The organism is Bacillus sp. FSL K6-0138 (genome assembly GCF_037982765.1).
GTDB lineage: Bacteria > Bacillota > Bacilli > Bacillales > Bacillaceae > Bacillus > Bacillus glycinifermentans.
Genome location: NZ_CP150286.1, coordinates 1,226,124 through 1,249,229 on the forward strand (window position 1 = coordinate 1,226,124; position 23,106 = coordinate 1,249,229).

The 23,106-nt window shown below is 48.2% G+C and carries 20 protein-coding genes, 2 pseudogenes and 1 other annotated feature; of the genes and pseudogenes, 19 read left to right on the plus strand and 3 right to left on the minus strand.

Annotation, left to right across the window (positions count from 1 at the left end):
* Positions 1 to 122 precede the first annotated feature (122 nt).
* The 3 genes from MHB78_RS06800 to MHB78_RS06810 all read left to right on the plus strand — a co-directional run bounded on the left by MHB78_RS06800 (position 123) and on the right by MHB78_RS06810 (position 3,820).
* Positions 123 to 452 carry a DUF4257 domain-containing protein gene (locus MHB78_RS06800; protein WP_128748408.1) on the plus strand — a complete coding sequence of 110 codons (330 nt, stop codon included), beginning with the start codon at positions 123 to 125 and terminating at the stop codon, positions 450 to 452.
* 102 nt (positions 453 to 554) lie between these two features.
* Positions 555 to 766, plus strand: a binding site (T-box leader).
* Positions 767 to 878: 112 nt separating this feature from the next.
* Positions 879 to 3,293 (plus strand): leucine--tRNA ligase, encoded by a 2,415-nt coding sequence (leuS, locus tag MHB78_RS06805; protein WP_046129322.1) that lies wholly within the window; start codon positions 879 to 881, stop codon positions 3,291 to 3,293.
* A gap of 122 nt (positions 3,294 to 3,415) precedes the next feature.
* Positions 3,416 to 3,820 carry a VOC family protein gene (locus MHB78_RS06810; RefSeq protein WP_046129321.1) on the plus strand — a complete coding sequence of 135 codons (405 nt, stop codon included), beginning with the start codon at positions 3,416 to 3,418 and terminating at the stop codon, positions 3,818 to 3,820.
* 4 nt (positions 3,821 to 3,824) lie between these two features.
* Here MHB78_RS06810 and MHB78_RS06815 read toward each other — a convergent pair whose 3' ends face one another.
* Entirely contained in the window at positions 3,825 to 4,718 is an 894-nt protein-coding gene (locus tag MHB78_RS06815) for a LysR family transcriptional regulator (protein ID WP_046129320.1), read from the minus strand.
* A gap of 126 nt (positions 4,719 to 4,844) precedes the next feature.
* Between MHB78_RS06815 and MHB78_RS06820 the strand changes: the two genes are divergently transcribed.
* The 5 genes and pseudogenes from MHB78_RS06820 to MHB78_RS06840 all read left to right on the plus strand — a co-directional run bounded on the left by MHB78_RS06820 (position 4,845) and on the right by MHB78_RS06840 (position 10,360).
* Positions 4,845 to 6,092, plus strand: a complete 1,248-nt coding sequence (locus MHB78_RS06820) for an amino acid permease (RefSeq protein WP_231947380.1) — start codon at positions 4,845 to 4,847, stop codon at positions 6,090 to 6,092.
* Positions 6,093 to 6,150: 58 nt separating this feature from the next.
* Complete coding sequence (locus MHB78_RS06825) at positions 6,151 to 7,038, plus strand: dienelactone hydrolase family protein (protein WP_046129319.1); 888 nt, start codon at positions 6,151 to 6,153, stop codon at positions 7,036 to 7,038.
* An 18-nt stretch (positions 7,039 to 7,056) separates the two neighbouring features.
* Positions 7,057 to 7,810 (plus strand): annotated as a pseudogene (locus MHB78_RS06830) (NAD(P)-dependent oxidoreductase).
* Between the two features lie 147 nt (positions 7,811 to 7,957).
* Positions 7,958 to 8,836: a carbohydrate ABC transporter permease gene (locus MHB78_RS06835; protein WP_046129318.1), complete on the plus strand. Its 879-nt coding sequence runs from the start codon at positions 7,958 to 7,960 to the stop codon at positions 8,834 to 8,836.
* 18 nt (positions 8,837 to 8,854) lie between these two features.
* Positions 8,855 to 10,360: an extracellular solute-binding protein gene (locus MHB78_RS06840; protein ID WP_046129317.1), complete on the plus strand. Its 1,506-nt coding sequence runs from the start codon at positions 8,855 to 8,857 to the stop codon at positions 10,358 to 10,360.
* Between the two features lie 38 nt (positions 10,361 to 10,398).
* On the opposite strand, the pseudogene MHB78_RS06845 reads toward MHB78_RS06840, so the two are convergent.
* Positions 10,399 to 12,707: pseudogene (locus MHB78_RS06845) on the minus strand (helix-turn-helix domain-containing protein).
* 209 nt (positions 12,708 to 12,916) lie between these two features.
* On the opposite strand from MHB78_RS06845, the gene MHB78_RS06850 reads away from it, so the two are divergent.
* From MHB78_RS06850 to MHB78_RS06900, 11 genes are all read left to right on the plus strand, one after another.
* The gene (locus MHB78_RS06850; RefSeq protein WP_046129315.1) at positions 12,917 to 13,882 is read left to right on the plus strand and encodes a sugar ABC transporter permease; all 966 of its coding nucleotides are present in this window, start codon (positions 12,917 to 12,919) and stop codon (positions 13,880 to 13,882) included.
* A 27-nt stretch (positions 13,883 to 13,909) separates the two neighbouring features.
* Positions 13,910 to 15,028 carry a glycoside hydrolase family 105 protein gene (locus MHB78_RS06855; protein ID WP_065894765.1) on the plus strand — a complete coding sequence of 373 codons (1,119 nt, stop codon included), beginning with the start codon at positions 13,910 to 13,912 and terminating at the stop codon, positions 15,026 to 15,028.
* Between the two features lie 34 nt (positions 15,029 to 15,062).
* Positions 15,063 to 15,506, plus strand: coding sequence for a hypothetical protein (locus MHB78_RS06860; protein ID WP_046129341.1), 444 nt, complete (start codon positions 15,063 to 15,065; stop codon positions 15,504 to 15,506).
* A 19-nt stretch (positions 15,507 to 15,525) separates the two neighbouring features.
* Positions 15,526 to 16,803: a Gfo/Idh/MocA family oxidoreductase gene (locus MHB78_RS06865; RefSeq protein WP_046129313.1), complete on the plus strand. Its 1,278-nt coding sequence runs from the start codon at positions 15,526 to 15,528 to the stop codon at positions 16,801 to 16,803.
* Between the two features lie 15 nt (positions 16,804 to 16,818).
* Positions 16,819 to 17,451, plus strand: a complete 633-nt coding sequence (locus tag MHB78_RS06870) for a YesL family protein (RefSeq protein WP_046129312.1) — start codon at positions 16,819 to 16,821, stop codon at positions 17,449 to 17,451.
* A 36-nt stretch (positions 17,452 to 17,487) separates the two neighbouring features.
* A complete protein-coding gene (locus MHB78_RS06875) occupies positions 17,488 to 17,847 on the plus strand; it encodes a DnaJ family domain-containing protein (protein ID WP_046129311.1) in 360 nt (119 codons plus the stop codon).
* A 136-nt stretch (positions 17,848 to 17,983) separates the two neighbouring features.
* Positions 17,984 to 19,090 (plus strand): Rap family tetratricopeptide repeat protein, encoded by a 1,107-nt coding sequence (locus MHB78_RS06880; RefSeq protein WP_046129310.1) that lies wholly within the window; start codon positions 17,984 to 17,986, stop codon positions 19,088 to 19,090.
* Positions 19,087 to 19,236, plus strand: a complete 150-nt coding sequence (locus tag MHB78_RS06885; RefSeq protein ID WP_164918172.1) for a hypothetical protein — start codon at positions 19,087 to 19,089, stop codon at positions 19,234 to 19,236. The genes MHB78_RS06880 and MHB78_RS06885 overlap by 4 nt, the downstream gene beginning before the upstream one ends.
* A 64-nt stretch (positions 19,237 to 19,300) precedes the next feature.
* The gene (locus tag MHB78_RS06890) at positions 19,301 to 19,615 is read left to right on the plus strand and encodes a rhodanese-like domain-containing protein (protein WP_046129309.1); all 315 of its coding nucleotides are present in this window, start codon (positions 19,301 to 19,303) and stop codon (positions 19,613 to 19,615) included.
* 272 nt (positions 19,616 to 19,887) lie between these two features.
* Complete coding sequence (locus MHB78_RS06895; protein WP_046129308.1) at positions 19,888 to 21,330, plus strand: anion permease; 1,443 nt, start codon at positions 19,888 to 19,890, stop codon at positions 21,328 to 21,330.
* Between the two features lie 217 nt (positions 21,331 to 21,547).
* Positions 21,548 to 21,730 carry a sporulation protein Cse60 gene (locus MHB78_RS06900; RefSeq protein ID WP_046129307.1) on the plus strand — a complete coding sequence of 61 codons (183 nt, stop codon included), beginning with the start codon at positions 21,548 to 21,550 and terminating at the stop codon, positions 21,728 to 21,730.
* Between the two features lie 19 nt (positions 21,731 to 21,749).
* On the opposite strand, the gene MHB78_RS06905 is transcribed toward MHB78_RS06900, so the two are convergent.
* Positions 21,750 to 23,096 carry a gluconate:H+ symporter gene (locus MHB78_RS06905; RefSeq protein WP_046129306.1) on the minus strand — a complete coding sequence of 449 codons (1,347 nt, stop codon included), beginning with the start codon at positions 23,094 to 23,096 and terminating at the stop codon, positions 21,750 to 21,752.
* Between the last annotated feature and the right edge of the window lie 10 nt (positions 23,097 to 23,106).

A 23,106-nucleotide genomic window follows, 5' to 3' on the forward strand; every position in this document is an offset into this window, starting at 1 on the left:
TTTTTTTCCTCAGAGACAGAACACATTTTCTGTAGTAGTATCGAATATCATCGCAAAGGGTTCTAGGGGGGCTGCTCGATGGCCTGAAGTCGCTTGACGAATCTAAGGGCTTTAGGAAGGTGATGAAGATGCTGCATCAAGTTTTGGTTGCTTGTTTGATTGGAGGGATTATGGGGGTTCTCGGGCACATTAAAAAAAGAGGACGGCTCGAGAAACCGAGAACGACGAAACGATTTATTTACCTCGGTTTTTTTGAAGATATTCTTGTCGGCATGGTTGCCTCTATTTTGCTTGTTTTATCTGCGGAACCTGACTCCGGAATTCAGCTCGTGGTTTTATCCATTGTTGCAGGCTACGGCGGTGAAGCTGTATTGAGAAGCTTTGACTTTGTCAGAGAACAGCAGGCAAATGTACAAAACTCCGGACGGCAAAACGATTCTCCACACGATTAAGATCCTCACTCTTACCCTTTTTTCAGCACATTCCCATTGTATACAAACCTGCTTGCACTTATGAACAGAATTCTATAAAATACAGATAAGATTACGGTTACGGCAAGAACAGTGAAGAGGAGCAGTAAGAAGCCCCATCTGCCACAGAGAGTTGACGGCTGGTGAAAGTCAATCAGGTTGGGCTTCCGAACTCGCCTCAGAGTTGCAGCAGTGATGAGCTGCTGCCGTGCATCTGCGTTAAAGATATCAAGTGAGTGTACGAATGTACACTAACAAGGGTGGTACCGCGGGAAGTCGAATCTCTCGTCCCTTCTTAGGGATGGGAGAGTTTTTTTGATTTTGGAATAATCTGAATATCACGATGCCGGTCCCGTCCATACTTGTATGCAAGGATGCCGTACGTACATTCAAAGGAGGTTTTTACAATTGAGTTTTGATCATCAAAAAATCGAGAAAAAGTGGCAGGACTATTGGCTTGAAAACAAGACTTTTGCCACGCTTGAAGATACATCCAAACCGAAGTTTTATGCTCTGGATATGTTCCCGTACCCGTCCGGAGCAGGCCTGCATGTCGGCCATCCGGAAGGCTATACCGCGACGGACATTCTCTCGCGCATGAAGCGCATGCAGGGATATGACGTCCTGCATCCGATGGGCTGGGATGCATTCGGGCTTCCGGCTGAGCAGTACGCGCTCGATACGGGGAATGATCCTGCCGTCTTTACGAAGCAGAACATCGATAATTTCCGCCGCCAGATCAGGGCGCTCGGCTTTTCGTACGACTGGGACAGGGAAGTCAATACGACAGATCCTGACTACTATAAATGGACACAGTGGATTTTCTTAAAGCTTTATGAAAAAGGCCTCGCTTATGTAGATGAAGTGCCTGTGAACTGGTGTCCGGCGCTCGGAACCGTTCTCGCCAACGAAGAAGTCATCGACGGAAAGAGCGAACGCGGCGGTCATCCTGTCGAAAGGCGTCCGATGAAGCAATGGATGCTGAGAATTACGGCATACGCCGACCGTCTGCTCGAAGACCTTGAAGAGCTCGACTGGCCGGAGAGCATTAAAGAAATGCAGCGCAACTGGATCGGCCGTTCTGAAGGTGCACACGTTCATTTTGAAATCGACGGCCAGGACGCCATGTTTACGGTTTTCACGACCCGTCCCGACACTCTGTTTGGTGCGACGTACGCCGTACTAGCTCCTGAACACGATCTGGTCCAAAAGATCACGACGCCTGAACAAAAAGATGCGGTCGACGCTTATATTGCGGAAGTTCAGTCAAAGAGCGATCTTGAGCGCACCGATTTGGCAAAAACGAAGACAGGCGTTTTTACAGGCGCTTATGCGGTTAATCCGGCGAGCGGAGAAAAAATTCCGGTCTGGATCGCCGATTATGTCCTGGCTACATACGGAACAGGAGCGGTCATGGCGGTTCCGGCCCATGATGAACGCGACCATGAATTCGCAACGGTATTTGGTCTCCCGATCAAAGAAGTCGTCAAAGGCGGAAACGTTGAAAAAGAAGCGTATACAGGCGACGGCGAGCATATCAACTCCGATTTTCTGAACGGTCTCGACAAAGCGGCTGCGATCGAAAAAATGATCGAGTGGCTTGAAGAGAACGGCAAAGGCGAGAAAAAAGTGACATACCGCCTCCGCGATTGGCTGTTCAGCCGCCAGCGCTATTGGGGCGAGCCGATTCCGATCATCCATTGGGAAGACGGCACATCCACCCCGGTTCCTGAAGAAGAGCTGCCGCTTATCTTGCCGAAAACGTCTGAAATCAAGCCGAGCGGTACGGGAGAATCGCCGCTTGCCAACATTAAAGAATGGGTCGAAGTAACAGACCCTGCAACAGGCAAAAAAGGAAGACGTGAAACGAATACAATGCCGCAGTGGGCCGGCAGCTGCTGGTACTTCCTGCGCTATATTGATCCGAAAAATCCGAATGAACTCGCGTCTCCTGAAAAATTAAAGAAATGGCTTCCTGTCGATATGTATATCGGAGGCGCAGAACACGCCGTTCTTCACTTATTGTATGCGCGATTCTGGCATAAATTCCTTTATGATATCGGAGTCGTGCCGACAAAAGAGCCGTTTAAGCAGCTCTACAACCAGGGAATGATTCTCGGCGAAAACAATGAAAAAATGAGCAAATCAAAAGGCAATGTCGTCAATCCGGACGAAATCGTCAAGACGCACGGGGCAGACACGCTTCGTTTGTATGAAATGTTCATGGGGCCGCTCGACGCTTCGATTGCCTGGTCTACGAAAGGCCTTGACGGTGCGCGCCGCTTCCTTGACCGCGTATGGCGCCTGTTCATCGACGACAATGGCGAATTGAGCAGCAAGATTACGGAAGGAGCAGGCGAAACGCTTGAGCGTGTCTACCATGAAACGGTAATGAAAGTGACAGATCATTTCGAAGGGCTGCGCTTCAATACGGGAATTTCCCAGCTGATGGTCTTTATCAATGAAGCATATAAAGCGGACAAGCTTCCGAAAGAATATATGGAAGGCTTTGTGAAACTGCTTTCTCCTGTCGCGCCGCACCTTGCTGAAGAGCTTTGGAGCCGTCTCGGCCATGAAGGCACGATCGCATATGAAGCATGGCCTGTCTATGACGAAGAGAAGCTTGTCGATGATGAGGTTGAAATCGTCGTTCAGGTGAACGGGAAAGTAAAAGCCAAGTTAAATGTTCCGGCTGACGCAAACAAAGAACAGCTTGAGGAACTGGCCAAAAACAACGAAAAAGTAAAAGAACAGCTTGAAGGAAAAACGGTCAGAAAAGTGATCGCCGTTCCGGGCAAGCTTGTCAATATTGTCGCAAACTAAAGCAAAACCCCTTCCTCCGCGAAGGGGTTTTTTTCGATCCTAAGCCTTGGATCTTTTCAGGCTTATGTTTGATTTCAGCCGTTTCGTCCATGTATTACAATGAGGTAAAGGAGCTGATGAATATGAAGTTTGCCGATTTTTCCGCCGTGCAGGTACGAATCGCAAGACCGACAGACCGTTTTGAAGAGGTCATCGCCTTTTACGAGAAAGGTCTCGGTTTACAAAGGATCGGTGAGTTTTCCGGGCATGCCGGCTACGATGGCGCGATGTTCGGCCTGCCGAATTCCCTGTATCACCTTGAATTCACGTCACACGAAAACGGGAGCCCGTGTCCCGCCCCGACGAAAGACAACCTTCTCGTTTTTTACATCCCTGATTTTCAGCAAATCAAAACGATTGCAAAGAGGTTGTCTGACATGGGGTATGAAGAGGTGCCTCCGGAAAACCCGTATTGGGAAGAAAAAGGCGTAACGATCGAAGATCCCGACGGCTGGCGGATCGTGCTGATGAACACGGAAGGAATTTAGCCGGCTATGCTTCGCGCCACTTTTCCGCCTGACTGCGGACGATTTCTGTAAAGGCGGTCATCGCCGGAGAGAACCATTTGTTTTTATGATAACTCATTTGGGTAGAAAAGAGGGCGTCTTTGACCATGATGCCCTCAAGCTTTTGTTCGCTGATTTCAGTACGGGTTGTGATCATCGGGAGGAGAGAGACGCCCAGCCCGCACATGACGCACTGTTTAATGGCCTCTACGCTCCAAAATTCCATCGTCTTATCGGTGACGACGCCTTGATTATGCAAATATTCTTCAAAAAAGTCTCTGTAGCTGCACCCGTGCTCCGTATATAAAAACGTCTCATTTGTGCTGAATGCCAAATGCTGATAATCGGTTTTCCCTGCCGGATGCCCCTTTGGAAAGATGAACACCATCGGCTCGTCCACGAGTTTTTCAATATGGAGATCCTCTTCGTTCCGCTCTTCATCCAGCAAAAAAGCGACATCGATTTTCCCCTGTCTCAACTCATCCCTCAGCTGCCAGCATGTTGAAGACTTCAGCGTCACTGTCACCTGCGGATACTTGCTTTTATATTCGTGAAGGATCGTCGGCAGCCTGTAGACGGTTAACGATTCGGAAGCGCCGATGATAAGGTTTCCGGAGGGCTGCTCGTCGTCTGCAGAAATGTACCTCGCTTTTTCATACAGCTCGATCATCTCCGTCGCATAAGGAAGGAGATGTTTCCCCGCTTCCGTAAGCAGCATCTTTTTTCCTAAACGATAGAATAACGGCTTTCTCAATTCTTGTTCAATCGCCTGTATATGGGAAGTCACCGTCGATTGTGCATAGCCCAAATAATCTGCCGCACGGGTGTATCCCCCGATTTCGACGATGGTTTTGAATGTTTTCAAGTGGCGGATTTCCATCTGTGTCAGGTCTCCTTTTTTTCTAATATCGAAAAATCCGAAGTTATGGATCATTACTATCTATTTTACTGATTTAATAAATGAGATTACAATCATTTTAAATCGTTTAGAAGGGATTGTGTTTAGGTGAAAGAGAAAAAACTGGGGTCTTTATTGCTAAGCGGTTTGATGACGGGGCCGATTTTAGGCTCAGGTGTTATTCTGCTGCCGCCGATGGTTCATGAGATAGCGGGGGACTATGCGATATTTGCCTGGCTGTTTATGATGGGAGCCGGGTTTTTGTTTGCGCGGATTTTTGCGATATTGAGCATTGAATTTCCAAACGATGCGGGTATAGCTTATGCGGCTGAAAAAGCGTTCGGCATTCGGGCGAAAAAACTGGCAGTCTTCTATTTTATCACTGCAGCAAGCTTTGGCCCCGCGGCCGTACTCATGACGGCCGGCCAGTATATTCACTCGATCGCGGCCGGTTCTGCGGTTTCAACTGAAGCTTACGGCCTTTTGCTGTTCATCATTTGCCTCGTTGTGCTGTGCTTTCGCATTTCGTTTGTGGGAAAGGTTTCGTTCGTCTTTTCAAGTACGGCGGCGGTTCTCTTGCTTGTAGGGAGCTTCACGTCGATTCCTTTTTTCAGGGAAGGGCCGCTGATCGAAGGGGCTTTTCGGCTTGCCGATTTTGGCCATGGTTTGCTGCTGCTGTTTTGGGCTTTGGTCGGCTGGGAAATGATCGGAAACTACAGCATGGAGGTAAAAGACAGAAGGAAGGTGATTCCGCGTGCTGTCGTGATCAACGGGCTGACGGTTACACTCGTGTATCTTGCAGTAGCCGGAGCCGCCCAGTGGATCGATCCGGGCCGTTTTCAAAGCGGCCAGCTGAAGCTTACGCTCATTTTAACGCCGCTGTTCGGCCCGTACGCATTAGCCGTCATCGCCGCGGTCACCTCTGTATTGTGCATGAGCACGTATTTGCTTGTCGTCGGGGGAGCCGCCAGATTAATATCCTCGCAGACAGCAGGCGTCCTTGCGTACAGAACGAAGGACGATAAGCCGATCGCAGCGCTTGGCTTGATTTTCGCTGTACACGCAAGTGTTTTCGTTTGTTTGTTTTTTCATGCCGTCAATGTCGACACGCTCGTCGCTATCGCAAACGCCTTTTTTATCTGCCATTCACTCTGCGGCCTTTTTGCAGCATACCGGCTGTTGAGCGGTTTTGTTTATAAAGCGATTTGCGTTTTTTTGATCGGCTGTTTTTCGCTTCTTCTGTTGTTTTCATCGCTTCCGATCTTGTGTTTTGTCATGTTCGCGACCGTTATTTTTGCCCTTCGCAGCGGTCCTTTAAAAGACACGAGGTTTAAATATTACCTGAAAAACAGGTGAAAGCCCCTTTCAAATCGTATTTATGTAACCATGAAGAGGTGAAGAAAGGAGACATGTGATGCGCGGACAATTGCTCAGGCTGCTCGGCGATTTGCCGGATCAAAAGGAGATTCAGGCGAAAACTCTTAAAAAAGAAGAAAAGGATTCGTTCATTCTTGAAACGCTATTGCTAGGGTTAAACGGCATCGAGACCGTTCCGGCCTATTTTGTGAAGCCGAAACAGGCGCAAGGCAAACTGCCGGTCGTGCTCTATTGCCATTCCCACGGCGGGCGATACGAAAGGGGAAGGAAGGAGCTGATCGAAGGCGCGGAGTATTTGGAAAGGCCTCCATACGCCGAGGAGCTGACATCTCTCGGGTTTGCGGCGCTCGCCATCGACCATTGGGCTTTCGGAGACAGGCGGGGGAAAACGGAGAGCGAGATTTTTAAAGAGATGCTCTGGACCGGGCGGGTGATGTGGGGGATGATGGTGTATGACAGCATCCGGGCCCTTGATTATCTTGAGACGCGGGATGACACCGATACTGGCCGAATGGCTGCGCTCGGGATGTCAATGGGAGGTTTGATGGCCTGGTGGACGGCGGCGCTGGACGCACGCATCAGCGCATGCGTCGATATATGCAGCCAGGTTGACAGCGAAACGCTAATCAAGACGCAGAATTTGGACAGGCACAATCTGTATTCATATGTACCAGGGCTCGTAAAGCATGTTTCAACCGCACAGATTCAGAGCCTGATTGCTCCGAGGCCCCACTTGAGCCTCGTCGGAACGGCGGATAAGCTCACTCCCGTCATGGGGATTGATATCATCGAGAAATCATTGACCTCCGTGTATAAAGAAAAAAACGCGGGTGAACGCTATGAAATGTTTCGCTCCCATTCGGGGCATTTGGAAACCGCCGCAATGAGGCAGAAAGCGATCGATTTTTTGAAAACATGGCTGTGAACAGGAGGATGATTATTGGTGAAGAAGGTAACGATTGTCGGGGGAAGCGGGACGGTCGGGCGCATATTGATCCGCGGGCTGTCTGATGAAGGATACGATCTGGCGGTAATGGATGTAAAAAAGCCTGAAGAAGAGCTGCCTGCAAGGTTTATCCAGGCTGATGCACGAAACGGTGAAGGCCATCCCTGAAGACACCGATGCGCTGATCAACCTTCTCGCCGTCAAACCGACCGGCAATCTTCTTGACAAGCAAGAATTTGAAAAAATGACAGACATCTTTTTTAACGCGACGTATACGATGCTTATGGCCGCAGTGCAACGCGGCGTGCCGAAAGTCATTTTTGCAAGCAGCAACCATGTCACAGACGTTTATGAGCAAAATGGCGTGTCTTTGCTTAAAAGACCGATTCAGACGGAAGATTATCCGCTGTCAAAAAGCCTGTACGGCTTGCTGAAATTGGCCTCAGAAAACCTGGGATACCTGTTTTCGCATCATTCAGGCGCCCCGGTTTCCGTCATCAATTTGCGGATCGGCACGGCGGTCGAAAACGAAAAAGAAGCGCTGCTGACAAAGCCGAGGACGAAAAAAACGCTGCTGTCCAAGAAGGACCTCGTCGGCATATTTAAATGTGCGATTGAAGCCGATAAAACGTATGGTACATATTATGCCGTCAGCGACAATCCGGACCGGCCGTGGTCGATCACATCCGCCGTCCGCGAATTAGGGTATGAGCCGAAAGTCAATTCGGCTGACCTTTTGAAAAAAGACTGACGTATCATCTTCTAAGGCGATGATCTTTTTCTTTGTTTTCGCATTCCTGCTCACAAAATGATTATAGACGCTTCTCCCCTCCTTTTGCTACATTTTAGACACGATATCGTAATTTTTTGACAGCGCTTACAAAAAAGGAGGGGGGAAATGGCGATCAGACATTCCGCGGGAAGCCGCGTGTTTGATGTGTTGAATTACGCTTTTTTAACCGGATTCGGCCTCGTTTGCGTGCTGCCGTTTATCCATGTGATAGCCGCCTCTTTTGCAACGGTGGAAGAGGTCATTTCGAAAAAGTTCATATTGTTTCCGACCACGTTTTCATTGGATGCGTACAGGTACATTTTTTCGACTGACATCGTGTACAGAAGCTTGATCATTTCCATTCTCGTAACAGCCGTGGGAACAGCCGTCAGCATGTTCCTTTCCTCGCTGATGGCATACGGCTTGTCGAGAAAGGAACTGATGGGCAGGCGTGTGCTGATGTTTTTGGTCGTCTTTACGATGCTCTTCAGCGGCGGGATGATCCCGACGTTTCTCGTCGTGAAATCGCTCGGATTGCTTGATTCCTATTGGTCTCTGATACTTCCGGGCGCCATTAATGCTTTTAACCTGATTATTCTAAAAAACTTTTTTCAAAACATTCCGTCCAGTTTGGAAGAATCTGCGAAAATCGACGGGGGCAATGATCTGGGGATCTTTTTCCGTATCATTCTGCCCTTATCTTTGCCGGCGATTGCCACGATTTCGCTGTTTTATGCCGTCACCTATTGGAATACGTACATGCAGGCGATTCTGTATTTGAGCGATGCGACGAAATGGCCGATACAGGTTCTGCTCAGGCAGATCGTCATCGTCTCAAGCGGCATGCAGGGGGATATGACGGAAATGGGAGCAGCAGCGGCGCCGCCTGAGCAAACGATTAAAATGGCGGTGATTGTCGTCGCGACAATTCCGGTGCTGCTCGTCTATCCGTTCATTCAAAAACATTTTGCAAAAGGTGCGTTATTAGGGTCTATTAAAGGTTAAAAACGAGGGGGACAATGTATGGGGAAAAAATGGCTGATCCCGATGGCCGCGTTCGCGCTTTTAGCGGGAGGATTGTTTGGCTGTTCGAACAAAGGAGCGGAGCAGGCCTCTTCGAAGGAAGAAAAGGTCGATCCCAACTCTCCTTTGGATCTGAGCTGGATGGTGATTCTCTATCATCAGCAGCCGCCGAAGGACACGGCGATTAAAAAGATCGAAAAGCTCACAAACACAAAGCTCGATTTGATGTGGGTGCCTGACGCGGTGAAGGAAGACCGCCTGAATTCCGCGCTTGCCGCCGGCAATCTTCCGAAAGTCGTCACCATCCAGGATATCAAAAATTCATCGGTTATGAACGCCTTCAGGTCAGGCATGTTTTGGGAAGTCGGACCTTATTTGAAGGATTATCCGAATTTGAGCAAGATGAATAAGCTGATCAATAAAAATGCCTCCATTGACGGTAAACTGTACGGCATTTACAGGGAGCGCCCGTTATCAAGGCAAGGAATCGTCATCCGCAAAGACTGGCTTGACAATCTCGGCCTGAAAACGCCGCAGACGCTCGATGAGTTGTACGAGACGGCAAAGGCGTTTACTGAAAAAGATCCCGACCAAAACGGGAAAAAGGATACGATCGGGCTTGCCGACAGAAACGATTTGATCTACGGAGCGTTTAAAACATTGGGATCCTACATGGGAATGCCGACGGACTGGAAAGAAGAAAACGGCACATTTACACCCGATTTCATGACGCCGGAATATAAGGAAACGATGAAATACATGAAAAAGCTGTATGATGAAGGACTCATCAATAAAGACTTTCCGGTGACAAGCAAAACGCAGCAGCAGGAGATGTTTTCTCAGGGGAAAGCCGGGATTTACGTCGGGAATATGGTCGATGCCGTCAATTTAAGGGATCAGTCGGTTGACGACAAGATGGAGCTCGATATCATCAACCGCATCAAGGGCCCTGACGGAAAAGAGCGCGTCTGGGCATCAGGCGGGCACAACGGTATTTTTGCGTTTCCGAAAACGAGCGTGAAAAGCGAAAAAGAGCTGAAACGGATTCTGGCCTTTTTTGACAGGATCGCAGAAGAGGATGTCTACAGTCTGATGACATACGGAATCGAAGGCGTCCATTACAAAAAAGAAGACAAGGATCATTTCAAACGGATCGATGACAAGCTGAAAGATTGGCAGGCGGAAATTCAGCCGCTCGTCTCCCTTGTCGGCATTGATAAAGCATACTTAAAAAACACGGGAGATCCGCTGCGCACCAAATATGAAGAGCTGACAGAGGACAACGAAAACATCATCGTCTCCAATCCTGCTGAAAGCCTGTACTCTCCGGCTGCATCTGAAAGGGGAGATGAACTGCAAAAGATCATCGATGATGCGACATACCAATTTATCCTTGGCAAAATGGACGAAAGCCAGTTTGACAATGCGGTCGAAAAATGGCGGACAAACGGCGGAGACCAAGTGATTGAAGAATATGAAGAAGCATATAAAAAATCGGAGAAATAAATACAGGCGATCCCGGGTCTTTCCGGGACCGCCTTGTTTTATGCCGAATGGTTTTTCAGTTCGCGATACTTTCCCGGGGTGATCCCTTCGAGCTTCTTGAACGAACGAATAAAGTTTTGCGGATTTTTATATTTCAGTTTTTCAGAAATTTCTTTAACGGATAAGCCCGTTTCCGTCAGCCAGCTTTTGGCGATATGATGGCGGTACGATGATAAATATTCGCTGAATGATATCTTCATCTCTTTTCTGAAAATGCTGCTTAAATAGTTGGGATTGTAATGCAGTCTTCCCGCGATCGATTCCAGGGTCAGATCGGTGTCGAATTCCTGCTGGATGATGTGGACGATTTTCTCCGAGATGTTTTTATACTGCGATTCCTCTCTGACGCTCAACGTTTCGATCATGTTGCTGACGATTCGGGTGTTCAGCCAGCTTTCGATCTCTTCTATTGTCGTCAGCTCAAAAATGTCGTCATACAGCATATTATTGCCGTCCGGTTCAAACAGCTCGATTCCGAGAAGGTGCATGAATTCAATTAAATTGTTGAGCAGCCTGACAATCGCAATTTGGCAATGATGAGGGTTCGTATTCTCAGAACAAACCGTTTCGATTAACTGATGGAGCCGTTCAGCGGCTTTTTCCCGGTCGCACGCTTTAATCGCTTCAAACAGTTCGTTTTGGAGTTGCTTTGGAAACTGGGTCAAAAATGCTTTGTTCCTGTCAAGGTGCTCAAAAAATATGATCGCGCGTTTCCCAGATTTCAGCCTGTAAGTCAACGCTTCAAGCCCTTCCAAATAAGCGTGCTTGGACATGGAGAGGTTTGTAAAAGGCTGGCTGATCCCGATGCTGACAAATAGCCCGAGCTCCTCATGGATCTTATGCTGGATCGATTCGGCGGTACTTTTCAGCTGCTGATGAAATGTGTCAAGCGATTTGCCGCGGTTCAGCATCACGGTTGTTTGCGTCTTATCGATCACGACTGAAGGGAGACGGTTTTCCTTTGGGATCGACTGTTCGACAAGGCTGTTGATCGCAAACAGCAGGACGTCCAGGTCTTTTTTTTCGTACGGCGTATCCTTCAAGGTGTCAATTTGCAGGGCAAGGACGGAAAGGTGGCTCCAATCGTCCGAAAAGCCGAGGCCTGAAAAGCGTTCTTTCGTTTCTTCTTCAATCAATTTGCCGAGCAGAAGCCTTGTTAAAAAATATTGCTTCAGCTGTGTGACCTGTTGCTCGACCCGCTTTGCGAGGTCGTAATTTTTGTTTTTCATTTCTTTAATATTCCGCTCGATCAGCTCGAATTCGCTTTCGTGACGCTCTTTGCCCGCATCTGTTCCGGAAGCGAAGCCGGAAACGGACTCATATAAAACTTTGATCGGCTTGTAGAAATGGCGTGAGCCAAACCAGGAGAACAGTAATGAAAGCGCTAACAAAATACCACATATCGAAAACGTAAACCAGCCGATTGAGGCGGTCTGCATGTAAAGTTCAGGCATCGTCGTCATTGAAACGTATATCCAGTTGTTATAGTCTGATTTCTGGTATGTAATCTTATAGTCCGTATCGCCGATTGATACGTCAAACTGTCCGTTTTTTGAAGAAAGCTGCCTGATTTTTTGAAAGTAATCTTCATGCCGGATCGATTGCCCGATCTGTGACCGTTTTTGATGAAGGATGATGCGGCCGTTGTCATCAAGCGCCATCATGCTGTTTGTCTTCGACTTCAGGGGCATTCGTTTGACGAGTGAACACGACGGAATGCTGGCGATGGCAAGTCCTTTATGCCGCATGCTGTTTAAGGGAAGCTGTTTGACGAGATTGACGTTGTACGGGCAGTCTTCCGCACCGCCTTCCTTCGTGGCGACAAGGGCGTTGTTTTTTTCAAGCACCCAGCTTGACCGGCTTTTCAGCGAGTTGTAGAGCGAGACCATCAAAGCCTGTTTCCCCTGATCCAATTTGTACAGTCCGGAATTGTTGATATACCACTTTTTTCCTGGCTGATCACTGTAATGTCGGATAAATCGGTGTCGAATGTCTGCAGTTTATTTAATTCCTGATTGATTTGGTTATAAAGCTGGAAGCGTTCGGGTGTGATGCTGCGGCTGAGCGTCTCGATTAAGGGATAGGAACGGACATAGTTGGTGAAGGAATGATCAACCGTTTTTAAAATATGTTCGATATTCAGCTGCATCTGTCCAACGGTTTGGAGTTTTTCATTTGTGACGTTTTGCTCGATTGTTTCAGCTGATCGCTGATAAGAAAAAAAGCCGACGATGATGACCGGGATCGTGCTGAGAATAAAAAAGAATGTCACCAGCTTATAGTAAAACCTGTATTGTCTCCTTTTCATAAATTCCCCCCTAAACTCCCCGAGATGGTTATATATAATTAATCCGACTTTTGTGTAAATTTGTCAATAATCATTTTCTAATACAGGTTTCATTTTATCAGGTCATATACGCCTCCGGGTAAGGTGCGGGCCATGTGATGAGATGATTGTAGACGAATTTTTCGATGCTGGGATAAAGTGAAAGCAAACATCGTGAAGGGAGGCCGTTTATGAAAGCTGCAGAAGCTCAGGCCGGACAAGAACCGGCCCTTGTTGCCGGAAAAGAACGAAAGGTGCGTATTTTTGCGAAGGCGTTTCAGCAAAAATATTTGTATTTGATGATTCTGCCGGGGCTGATTTATTTTCTCCTTTTTAAGTATGTGCCCATGTGGGGGATCGTCATTGCGTTTCAGGATTACCAGCCGTTTCTCGGCATAACGGGGAGCGAATGGGTCGGCTTTAAGCATTTTGAAAGGCTGTTTACGGAGCCGACTTTCTTTATGCTCTTGAAAAACACGCTGATCTTGTTTCTTCTGAACCTCGTCGTATTTTTTCCAATCCCGATTATATTGGCCCTTCTGTTGAACGAAGTCAGAATCGTGCTGTTCAAAAAGTTCGTTCAGACGCTGATTTATATTCCGCATTTTATGTCATGGGTCATCGTCGTGTCGCTTTCATTTGTCCTTTTAACGGTAGACGGGGGACTGATAAATGAAATCATCGCTTATTTCGGCGGGGAAAAAATCAATTTTTTGCTTGACGAAAACTGGTTCAGGCCGCTCTATATTCTCCAGGTGATCTGGAGGGAAGCCGGCTGGTCGACGATCATTTATTTAGCGGCGATTACGGCGGTAGACCCGCAGCTTTACGAAGCGGCGAAAATGGACGGGGCGAACCGTCTGCGGAGAATGTGGCATGTGACCCTTCCCGCGATCAGAAGCGTGATCGTGGTTCTCCTGATCCTGAAAATCGGCGATACGCTGGAGCTTGGATTTGAGCATGTGTACCTGCTATTAAACGCGACAAACCGCGAAGTGGCTGAAATTTTCGATACGTATGTGTATACGGCGGGCTTAAAGCAGGGGCAGTTCAGCTACAGCACAGCCGTCGGTTTGTTCAAGGCCGCTGTCGGACTCATTTTAGTCATATTTGCAAACAGGATGGCAAAGAAATTCGGAGAAGAAGGTATATATTAACATTTTTGATGAAAGGATTTGAATGCCATGAATCGATCTCTCATCACAAAATCGCCTCTTCACGTTGCCGAGGAAGCGGCAAACACGATAATGAAAACGTATACGAAGGATAAGCTGCCTCCCGCGGGTCGCTGGCATTATCATCAAGGCGTGTTCTTATGCGGGCTGATTCGCCTTTGGGAAGCGACAGGGAAGGAAACGTATTTTGATTATGTAAAGGATTACGTTGACTATCTCGTTGATGAACACGGCAATTTTTATTTCAGCAGAGATGAGCTTGATGCCGTTCAGGCAGGCCTTCTTTTATTTCCTTTGTATGAAGAGACCGGTGATGAACGGTACAGGAAAGCGGCGGAAAAGCTGAGGGGCCTGTTCGATACGCTGAACCGGACATCAGAAGGAGGCTTTTGGCATAAAGATAAATATCCTTATCAGATGTGGCTTGACGGTCTGTATATGGGCGGACCTTTTGCACTCAAGTATGCAAGGGTCTTCGGCGCTCCCGAGCTGTACGACTTGGTCATCCTCGAAGAAACTTTGATGAGAAAGCATACGAAAGACCGTCATACGGGATTGTATTATCATGCCTGGGACGAACGGCGCAGCACACCTTGGGCCGATCCTGAATCGGGATGCTCCCCCGAGTTTTGGGGAAGATCGATCGGCTGGTATGCGCTGGCGCTCAGCGACATGATCGAACTCCTTCCGGAAGAAAGCGGAATGAAGCGCGAATGGATCAACACGCTTCAGGAGATGGTCAAAAGCCTCGCCGATTTTCAGGATGAAGCAACGGGGTTATGGTACCAGGTCGTTGACAAGGGAGAGCTGGCAGACAATTGGCTGGAAAGCTCCTGTTCGTGTCTCTATGCATATGCGATGGCAAAAGGGGTCCGCATGGGCTACATCGATCAATCGTATATGGAACGGGCCGTGAAGGCGTATAAAGGGCTCTTGGAGAAAAAAATCGAGATCAGGCCAGAAGGTTTGTTTTTGAAAGATATATGCGTCGGGACTTCCGCGGGAACATACGAGTATTATGTCAGCCGCGAAAAAAGCGTCAATGATCTGCACGGAGTGGGCGCTCTCATTATGGCGCTGGCAGAGCTTGAAAAAAGCGGCCGCTTTCAGGAAGAGGGAGACAAGTGAAAAGGCGGTTTTGCCGATGATTCTCACCGCGGTGATGCTTTTTTTGTCAGCGTGCGGCAAAGCGGATTCTGAAAAGACAGACGTGTTTATGTTTTCGGATGCGTCTTCAGACATCAAAGAGAAGATTAAAAAGGCAGCCGGGAAAAAGGGGATAAATGTCACGTTTTTCCCGGCCTCTCCAGAAAAACTGCTCGTCGAAATTGCGGCAAAGGAAGGAGATCTGTTTGTCGTTCCCGAAGACATGTTTAAACCGTTTTTTGATCCGGAAGGGCTCCGTCCGCTCGGCTCTGATCCTGAAGGAGAGGGGCCGTATACATCAGACGGACAAAAGGTCTATGCAGCCGTCATCAAAAAAGGGGAAAAGCAGCTGAACGGCTATTCGTTTCAGCTGAATACGGATATGGCTGCCTTTATCCCGATTTATGCGAAGAAAACCGATGAAGCGCTTGAACTGATCGAGGGGCTTCTAGGTCAATGAACAGAGGTGTCAATTGCCGATGAAAAAGTATGTGATTTGCGGCTTGAGCGGCCGCGCAATCAACATGTTTATCGAGCCGCTTGTAAGGGAATACAGCCGCGGGCACCGGATCGCGGCACTCCTGGACGACGATCCGCTCAGGGAAGCCGTCTGCAAAGAGCGCTTTCCCGAGCTCCGTTCGGTTCCGTTTTTCAGGGCGGAAGCATTCAGCGACATGATCGAAAAGGTTGATCCCGACACTGTGATCGTGGCGAGCCGCGATGACACGCATGTCCGCTACATTTTGGGCGCTTTGCAATCAAACAAAGACGTTATAACGGAAAAGCCGATGGTGACAACGGTAAAAGACGCTGCAGTCGTAATAGCCGCCGAAGCTGAAAGCGAAGGAACGGTGACGGTCACCTTTAATTACCGGTACAATCCGTATCACCGCAAAATTAAAGAGATGATCCTCGAAGGAAAGCTCGGCAGAATCACGTCCGTCGATTTGAACTGGTATATTGATACGTATCACGGAGCCAGCTATTTTAAGCGCTGGAACAGGATGAGAAAGTATTCCGGAGGGCTCAGTGTCCATAAGTCGACTCACCATTTTGATCTTGTCAATTGGTGGCTTGATCAAAAGCCCGAGGAAGTCTTTGCTTACGGCGGATTGTATTATTACGGGCCTGACGGTGAAATGAACCCTGAAAAAGGCGAAAACCGCTATTGCGGTACGTGCCGCGTCAAACAGGCATGCCGCTATTTTATGAGGTGGGAAACGGGAGATGCGGAAGACGACCATATCCGGTCAGACGAACATCAGCATCTGCTGTACACCAACTACAGGCCCGACGCCTGCATTTTTGACGAGGAAATCGATATTGAAGACACCTATGCGGCCGTTTTGAAATATGACGGCGGCGCCCTATTAAACTACTCCGTCCATTTTTCCGCTCCGTATGAAGGCTACCGCCTCGCGATAAACGGTACGAAAGGAAGGCTGGAAACGACGGAATATCATGCACCCGGAAGAATTCCTTTCGAGGTGCCCGAACAGACGATCGAGTATTTTCCGCTGTTTGAGTCAAAGGAAACGATCCGTGTCGTCCGTCAGCCGGGCGGACACGGCGGAGGGGACCCCCTGCTGCTCAGGGAGCTCTTTAGCGGCAAAGATCCTTTCAGGGAGTATGACATTCTGGCCGGAAGTGAAGCAGGGGCTTATTCGATCGCAGCCGGGGAAGGAATGTGGCGTTCGATCAAGGAAAACAGGCCGATCGGGATCGAAGAGCTTCTTCATTCCCGGCAACACACCTGAAAGGGGGCCGTGTGAGTGGAACAAAATAATTCCCTGGGGAGAGTAATGAGCTTTTGCGAATGGGTGGTGAGATTTGCCTATACGAATGTGCTGTGGTTTATGTTTACGCTTCTCGGCTTTGGCCTGCTTGGATTTATGCCGGCGACCACCGCTTTATTTTCCGTCATGAGAAAGTGGATTATGGGCCATACGGACATTCCGGTTTTCAAAACGTTTTGGCGGGCGTACCGCGGGGAATTTTTCCGCTCCAATGCGATCGGCCTCATTTTGGCGGCGGCGGGAATGGTTATTTATGTTGATCTGGCCTTCATTTATCCTGAAAATGCCTTCCTGCACATCCTCCGTTTTGTCATCATGACGTTCGGCTTTTTGTTTTTCATTATGCTGTTTTATCTGTTTCCGCTCCTTGCCCATTTCGACTGGAAAAAACGGATGTATCTCAAATTTTCGCTCATCCTCGGGGTGTCGTATTTGCAGTATACATTAACGATGATGGCTGTATGCGCCGCGCTTTACGTCGCGTTTAGCTATCTGCCGGGAATCGTTCCTTTTTTCAGTGTCAGTCTGTTAAGCTATACGGTCATGTGGCTTGCCTACCAAGTATTGAGGAAAGCGGGAGCAGCCGAGCCGGACCCTGCTGAAATCTGATGCTTGCACCTTAGAGATGAAAGGAGTCGATTGTTCGTGGGCAAAGAAAACGATGAAAGGTATCTGCATTGGATCGATCATGTCGTGAAAGACAGCCTTGGAAAAGATGGGATACAGTCGCTTCCGGGATTCGGAAAGCCGTTGAAAAAAGAGGCTCTCCAAGGGGACGCCCTTTCCAGCACCCTGAAAAACGCCCGTTACCTTCCGGAGTGGCTCCGGCTTCAAAAAGAAATCAAACAAGAAATCGAAAATGCGATCAAATCCGGGAACCGGGAAGAAAAGGTCGGCTCGATCAACCGAAAAATCAAACGATACAACCTCTCCTGCCCAAGTCAATTCCAGAAAAGCCTTGTAACAGCAGAAAGCCTCGAGAATCAGCTTGAAGCCTGGAGCTGACCGCTTGTAAAATACCGTAAATTTGATAATGATAAAATAATTGCCAATAACAATCGTTTTTTGTAAAATAGAATCATGAAGAAAAAGGAAATAAAGGCATATATTGTTTTTGAACATAAGAAAGGATGAAAAGTGAGTGGAAACGAAAACGGCATACGAAAAGGCGGCCGGGCTCATGAACCAATGGTATACCATGATCAAACGCCACGAAGCACTGCAAGCGGTCTCGTTAAAATACGAGATTGAGAATCTGCTTGCAAACATGGAAACACGCGGAGACCTGTTGCTTTATTTTCACCTCTTGGATTACCGCCACAAGCTGATGACAGAGCAATTCGCAGAATCCGCTAAGGCGTTCAGGGAGATTCAAAAGCAAAAGGAAGCGGTCAAATACGCGGATGACCTCATTCAATATTACTTTTTCTTTTTTTCCGGCATGTACGAATTCTATGAAAAAAATTATCTTGAGGCGATCAGCTTCTATAAAAAAGCGGAAAGCAAATTATACAAAGTGACCGATGAAATAGAAAAAGGAGAATTCCATTATAAAATCGCGATCGCGTACTATCAGGTGGACGATCATTTCCGTTCCATGAACCATGCCGAGAAAGCCCTTTCCGTTTTCGGCAGGCGGGATGAATACATAGACAAGGCCATCGGGTGTTACATGATTCTCGGGTCCATCCAGTTTGACCTGTTCCGTATCAAGGAAGCGGAAGAACATTACAGACGGGCGTTGGAAAAGGCCGCTTCTTGCCATCATCACAGGGTTGTCGGGCTCATTTTTCATAACATGGGGGTGAACTACGCCAATCGAAACATGCCGCTTTTGGCAGAGGAACATTTCAGAAAGGCGCTTGCCATCAAGGTTCATGAACAATCGATTTTTGGGATCAACACCTTTTTCGAACTGGCCCGCAACCTGTATAAGCAAGGCTACGGCGAAGAAGCGAGGCAGCTTTGCAAGGAGGGTTTTTCAAGGGCGGCGGAATACGGAGAGGAAGAGTACACGGCGAAGTTCAGGCTCATCTTTGCTTTATACGACGGTGGACACCCGCTTGACATCGATTTTGCGCTTGAATATTTGACAAATAAAAAGCTGTGGACGCATGTCGCCGAATTGACGAATGACATTGCCGATTACTACATGAGGCTTGGTAATAAAGAAAAAAGCGCTTATTATCTCGAACAATCGCGCGATGCCAAACATCAAATATGCAAGATGAAGGAGGAACTCATATGAAAAAAGCTGTTTGTTTTTCAGCTGTCATGCTTGCCTGCCTGATTGCGGGCGGATCCTTGGCGTGGGCTTCCCCGCAAAACGAGACGTTTAACATATCGGGAAAGTCGGTGTTTCCTGATAAAGGGACACAGCAGGCGACGTCTTAAATAGCATTCGCTCCCTGAATTTTGCTATAATAATCACACCTCTACAACCAAGGGAGCTGGAAGTATGACAGTAAAAGAGATCACACCGGACGAATTAAAAGAAAAGCTTTCAAAAGGAGAAACGCTTTATATCGTCGACGTCAGAGAGGATGAAGAGGTAGCTGAAGGCATGATACCGGAAGCCGTCCATATGAAGATGGGCGACATTCCCGATAAGCTCGATTTCTTTCAAAAAGACGTGCCGTATATCTTTGTCTGCCGGTCCGGAAAGCGCAGCGAAAACGTCTGTCTCTATCTCATGGATAAAGGATTTGACGTGACAAATATGGTCGGCGGCATGCTCGAATGGACGGGTGACACGAAGCCGAAAACAAAATAAGGGGAAAAACTTCTTATCGCAAAGAGATAAGGAGTTTTTCTTTTTTTATTCAAACAATTGATAGAAATTAGTCAAAAAACAAGGTGAAAATAGGTCGCATTTTACATATTTTGATATGTTTTTATAAAAAAAATTATTGTAAAGTAGCTTTTGAAAGGATTGTAAAAATGATCGGTGATTTTGATAGGGAGGTGTTTCGAGATTTAATCGGGGTATTTCTGACGGATTAAGTAAAATATCAAGCAAACATCGTAATACGGAGTGATAAAAAAATGGCAATGATTGAGCAAGCACACACTTCACAAGCACCATCCGAGATCAGATGGCCCCCATTGCTATTGACGGTGATGATCGGTGCCGGCATTTGGCTGATCGGACCCCCGGCGGGGATCGAGCCGAGGGCATGGCATTTATTAGCGATATTCGTCGCGACAATCGTAGGCTTTATCAGCAAACCGCTTCCGATGGGATCGCTGTCGATCATCAGCATGATGCTTTTGATCGTCACCGGGACATTAAAGACACAGGAGGCGCTCGCCGGATTCAGCAATACGACGATTTGGCTGATCGTCGCTGCATTCTTTATCTCCCGCGGATTTATTAAAACAGGTCTGGGAACGCGGATTGCCTATTTATTTGTTAGACTGTTCGGAAAGAAAACGCTCGGCCTTTCGTATTCGCTGATTTTATGCGATTTGATTTTGGCCCCTGCAACGCCGAGCAATACGGCCCGGGCCGGCGGAATCGTGTTTCCGATCGTCCGCTCTTTGGCCGAAGCTTACGGTTCGCGTCCGGGCGACGGGACGGAACGAAAGGCGGGGGCATTTTTAACGCTGACATCCTTTCAGGGAAACATGATCACCTCAGCGATGTTTATGACGGCAATGGCTGCAAACCCTCTTGCCGTATCCTTCGCAAAAGCGGCAGGAGTCGACATCACATGGGGCGGCTGGCTGTTGGCGGCTTTAGTCCCGGGTTTGATCAGCCTGATCGTCATTCCGCTGTTTATCTACAAGGTTTATGGTCCCGAAATCAAAGAAACGCCCGGAGCCAGACAGATGGCCATTGATAAATTAAAAGAGCTCGGTCCTGTCAAACGCTCAGAAAAATACATGATTTTCGTATTTATCGTGATTTTACTATTGTGGATTTTCGGCGAGAAGGTCGGGATCGATGCCACCGCAACTGCGCTGATCGGCCTATCTTTATTGCTCGTCACAAGCGTTTTAAGCTGGGATGATATTAAAAATGAAAAGGCGGCATGGGACACGCTGATTTGGTTTGCCGCACTCGTGATGATGGCGACTCAGCTCAATGAATTAGGGCTGATTCCTTGGGTTTCAAATAAGATCAGCCAGTCTGTCGGCGGGATGTCCTGGATCACGGCATTGATCGTGTTGGGCGCCGGTTATTACTATGTCCACTATTTCTTTGCCAGTTCAACAGCGCATGTCAGCGCCATGTATCCGGCATTTTTGGCCGTAGCGATCCATGCAGGGGCACCGGCCATGTTAGCCGCGCTTCTTCTTGGCTTTTTCGGCAATTTATTCGGTTCAACGACGCATTATGGAGCAGGTCCTGCACCGGTATTGTTCGGTTCCGGCTATGTCACGCAGGCCAAATGGTGGTCCATCGGCTTTTTCGTTTCCATTTTGCATATGATCATCTGGTTTGGGACAGGCATGATCTGGTGGAAGCTGCTCGGTTTCTATTAAGACAAGCAAATTCGGATTAGGTCAGGCAGTATGAAACAGAAGATTAACGGCACATGCAGAAACATGATCAAATGCGCCATACCGGCATATCAACGCATGCAACATCTCACTGAGCGAGAAAAGATCAAATCTCCCCGGCATCGGTTCGGGGAGATTTCTTTTTCATTCATAACTTCTGCACTTCGCGAATACCTTTCATATAGAAAGGAGAGAGCGTATGCTGAAGGTTGCCGTATTTGATGAAGAACACGAAAAAGATTTGCAGTACGAAATCAACGAGTTTTTAAAAAAGCTGTCAGAAGACCAGCTGATCGATATAAAATATAACGTATCCGCTGCATGCGATCCCCAGGGCGAACAGCTTTACTGTTTTTCGGCGTTGATTTTATATAGAAAGTAAGCCGGAGAAGAGACTTAGTTCAGACGAAAACATCCAACATCATCGTAAACGCAAGACCTGATACCGCAGTGATGGTGGAAAGCACCGTATACGTTCCGAAGGCTTCCTTTAACGTCATGCCGAGTGATTCCTTTACCATCCAGAAGCCTGCGTCATTGACGTGGGAAGCGATGGCGCTTCCTGCTCCTGTCGCCAGTGCGACAAGCTCGAGATTCACATCAGGCATAGAGGCAAGGGACGGGATGACGAGACCGGCTGTCGTCAGAGTTGCCACCGTTCCGGAGCCAAGGCAGATGCGCAGGATGGCCGCCACCATCCAGGCGAAGAATACCGGTGACATCGATGTTCCGGAAAAAATGGATGCTACATAATCTCCTACACCGCCGTCGATGAGAACCTGCTTTAAGGCACCGCCGCCGCCGATGATCAAAAGCAGCATCCCGAGGGCATTGATGGCAGAACCGCAGGAATCCATCAGTTTTTGAATCGGGACCTTTCTTCTGATTCCCATTGTGTAAACCGCTACCAGCAGCGAGATGACCATCGCGGTCGATGAATTGCCTACAAAGCGGATGATATCAATAAACAGATTGTCTGAGAATTTCAGTTCTGCCTGGAGGATATCGACAGCGGCACCGAGTGCCATCAGAATAACCGGGAACAGGGCAGTGAAGACGCTGACCGCGAATCCGGGCATTTCTTCTTCCTTGAATGTTTTCGCAATCCCGAAGGATTCGCTGCCTTCCCGCGTCCAGGCAGAAGGGACGATGCGTTTCGCAAGCTTGGGATACAGGATTCCCGACAGGATCACCGTCGGAATCGCGACGATGATACCATAAATAAGGACAAGCCCTATATTCGCTCCGTACTCCGCAGCAACTGCTGTCGGACCCGGGTGGGGCGGAAGGAAGGCATGCGTTGCGAGTGCGGCAGAGACCATCGGCAACCCAAGATGTACGATGGAGACCCTGAGCTCCTTTGCGATCGAGAAGATGATCGGAATCAGCAGGACGATGGTTACTTCGAGAAACAGCGCAATCCCGACGATGAAAGAGGCGAATAAAACGGCCCACTGGATGCGCTTTTCGCCGAAGCGGTCAATCAGCGTGGTAGCGATGCGGTTTGCCCCGCCGGCGTCGGCAATGAGACGGCCCAGCATGGCGCCCATCCCGAAGATCAGCCCGATATGGCCCAGCGTTCCGCCTAAACCGTTTTCAATGGAGCCTACAACGTCTGACATCGGTATGCCCAAAAGCAGCGCCACGATAAAGGAGACAATGATCAAGGAAACGAATGTATTGAGCTTGAATCTCATGATCAAGATGAGCAACAAGAGTACACCTAAAGCGATGATGAGTAATGGCATTTGTTTTTCC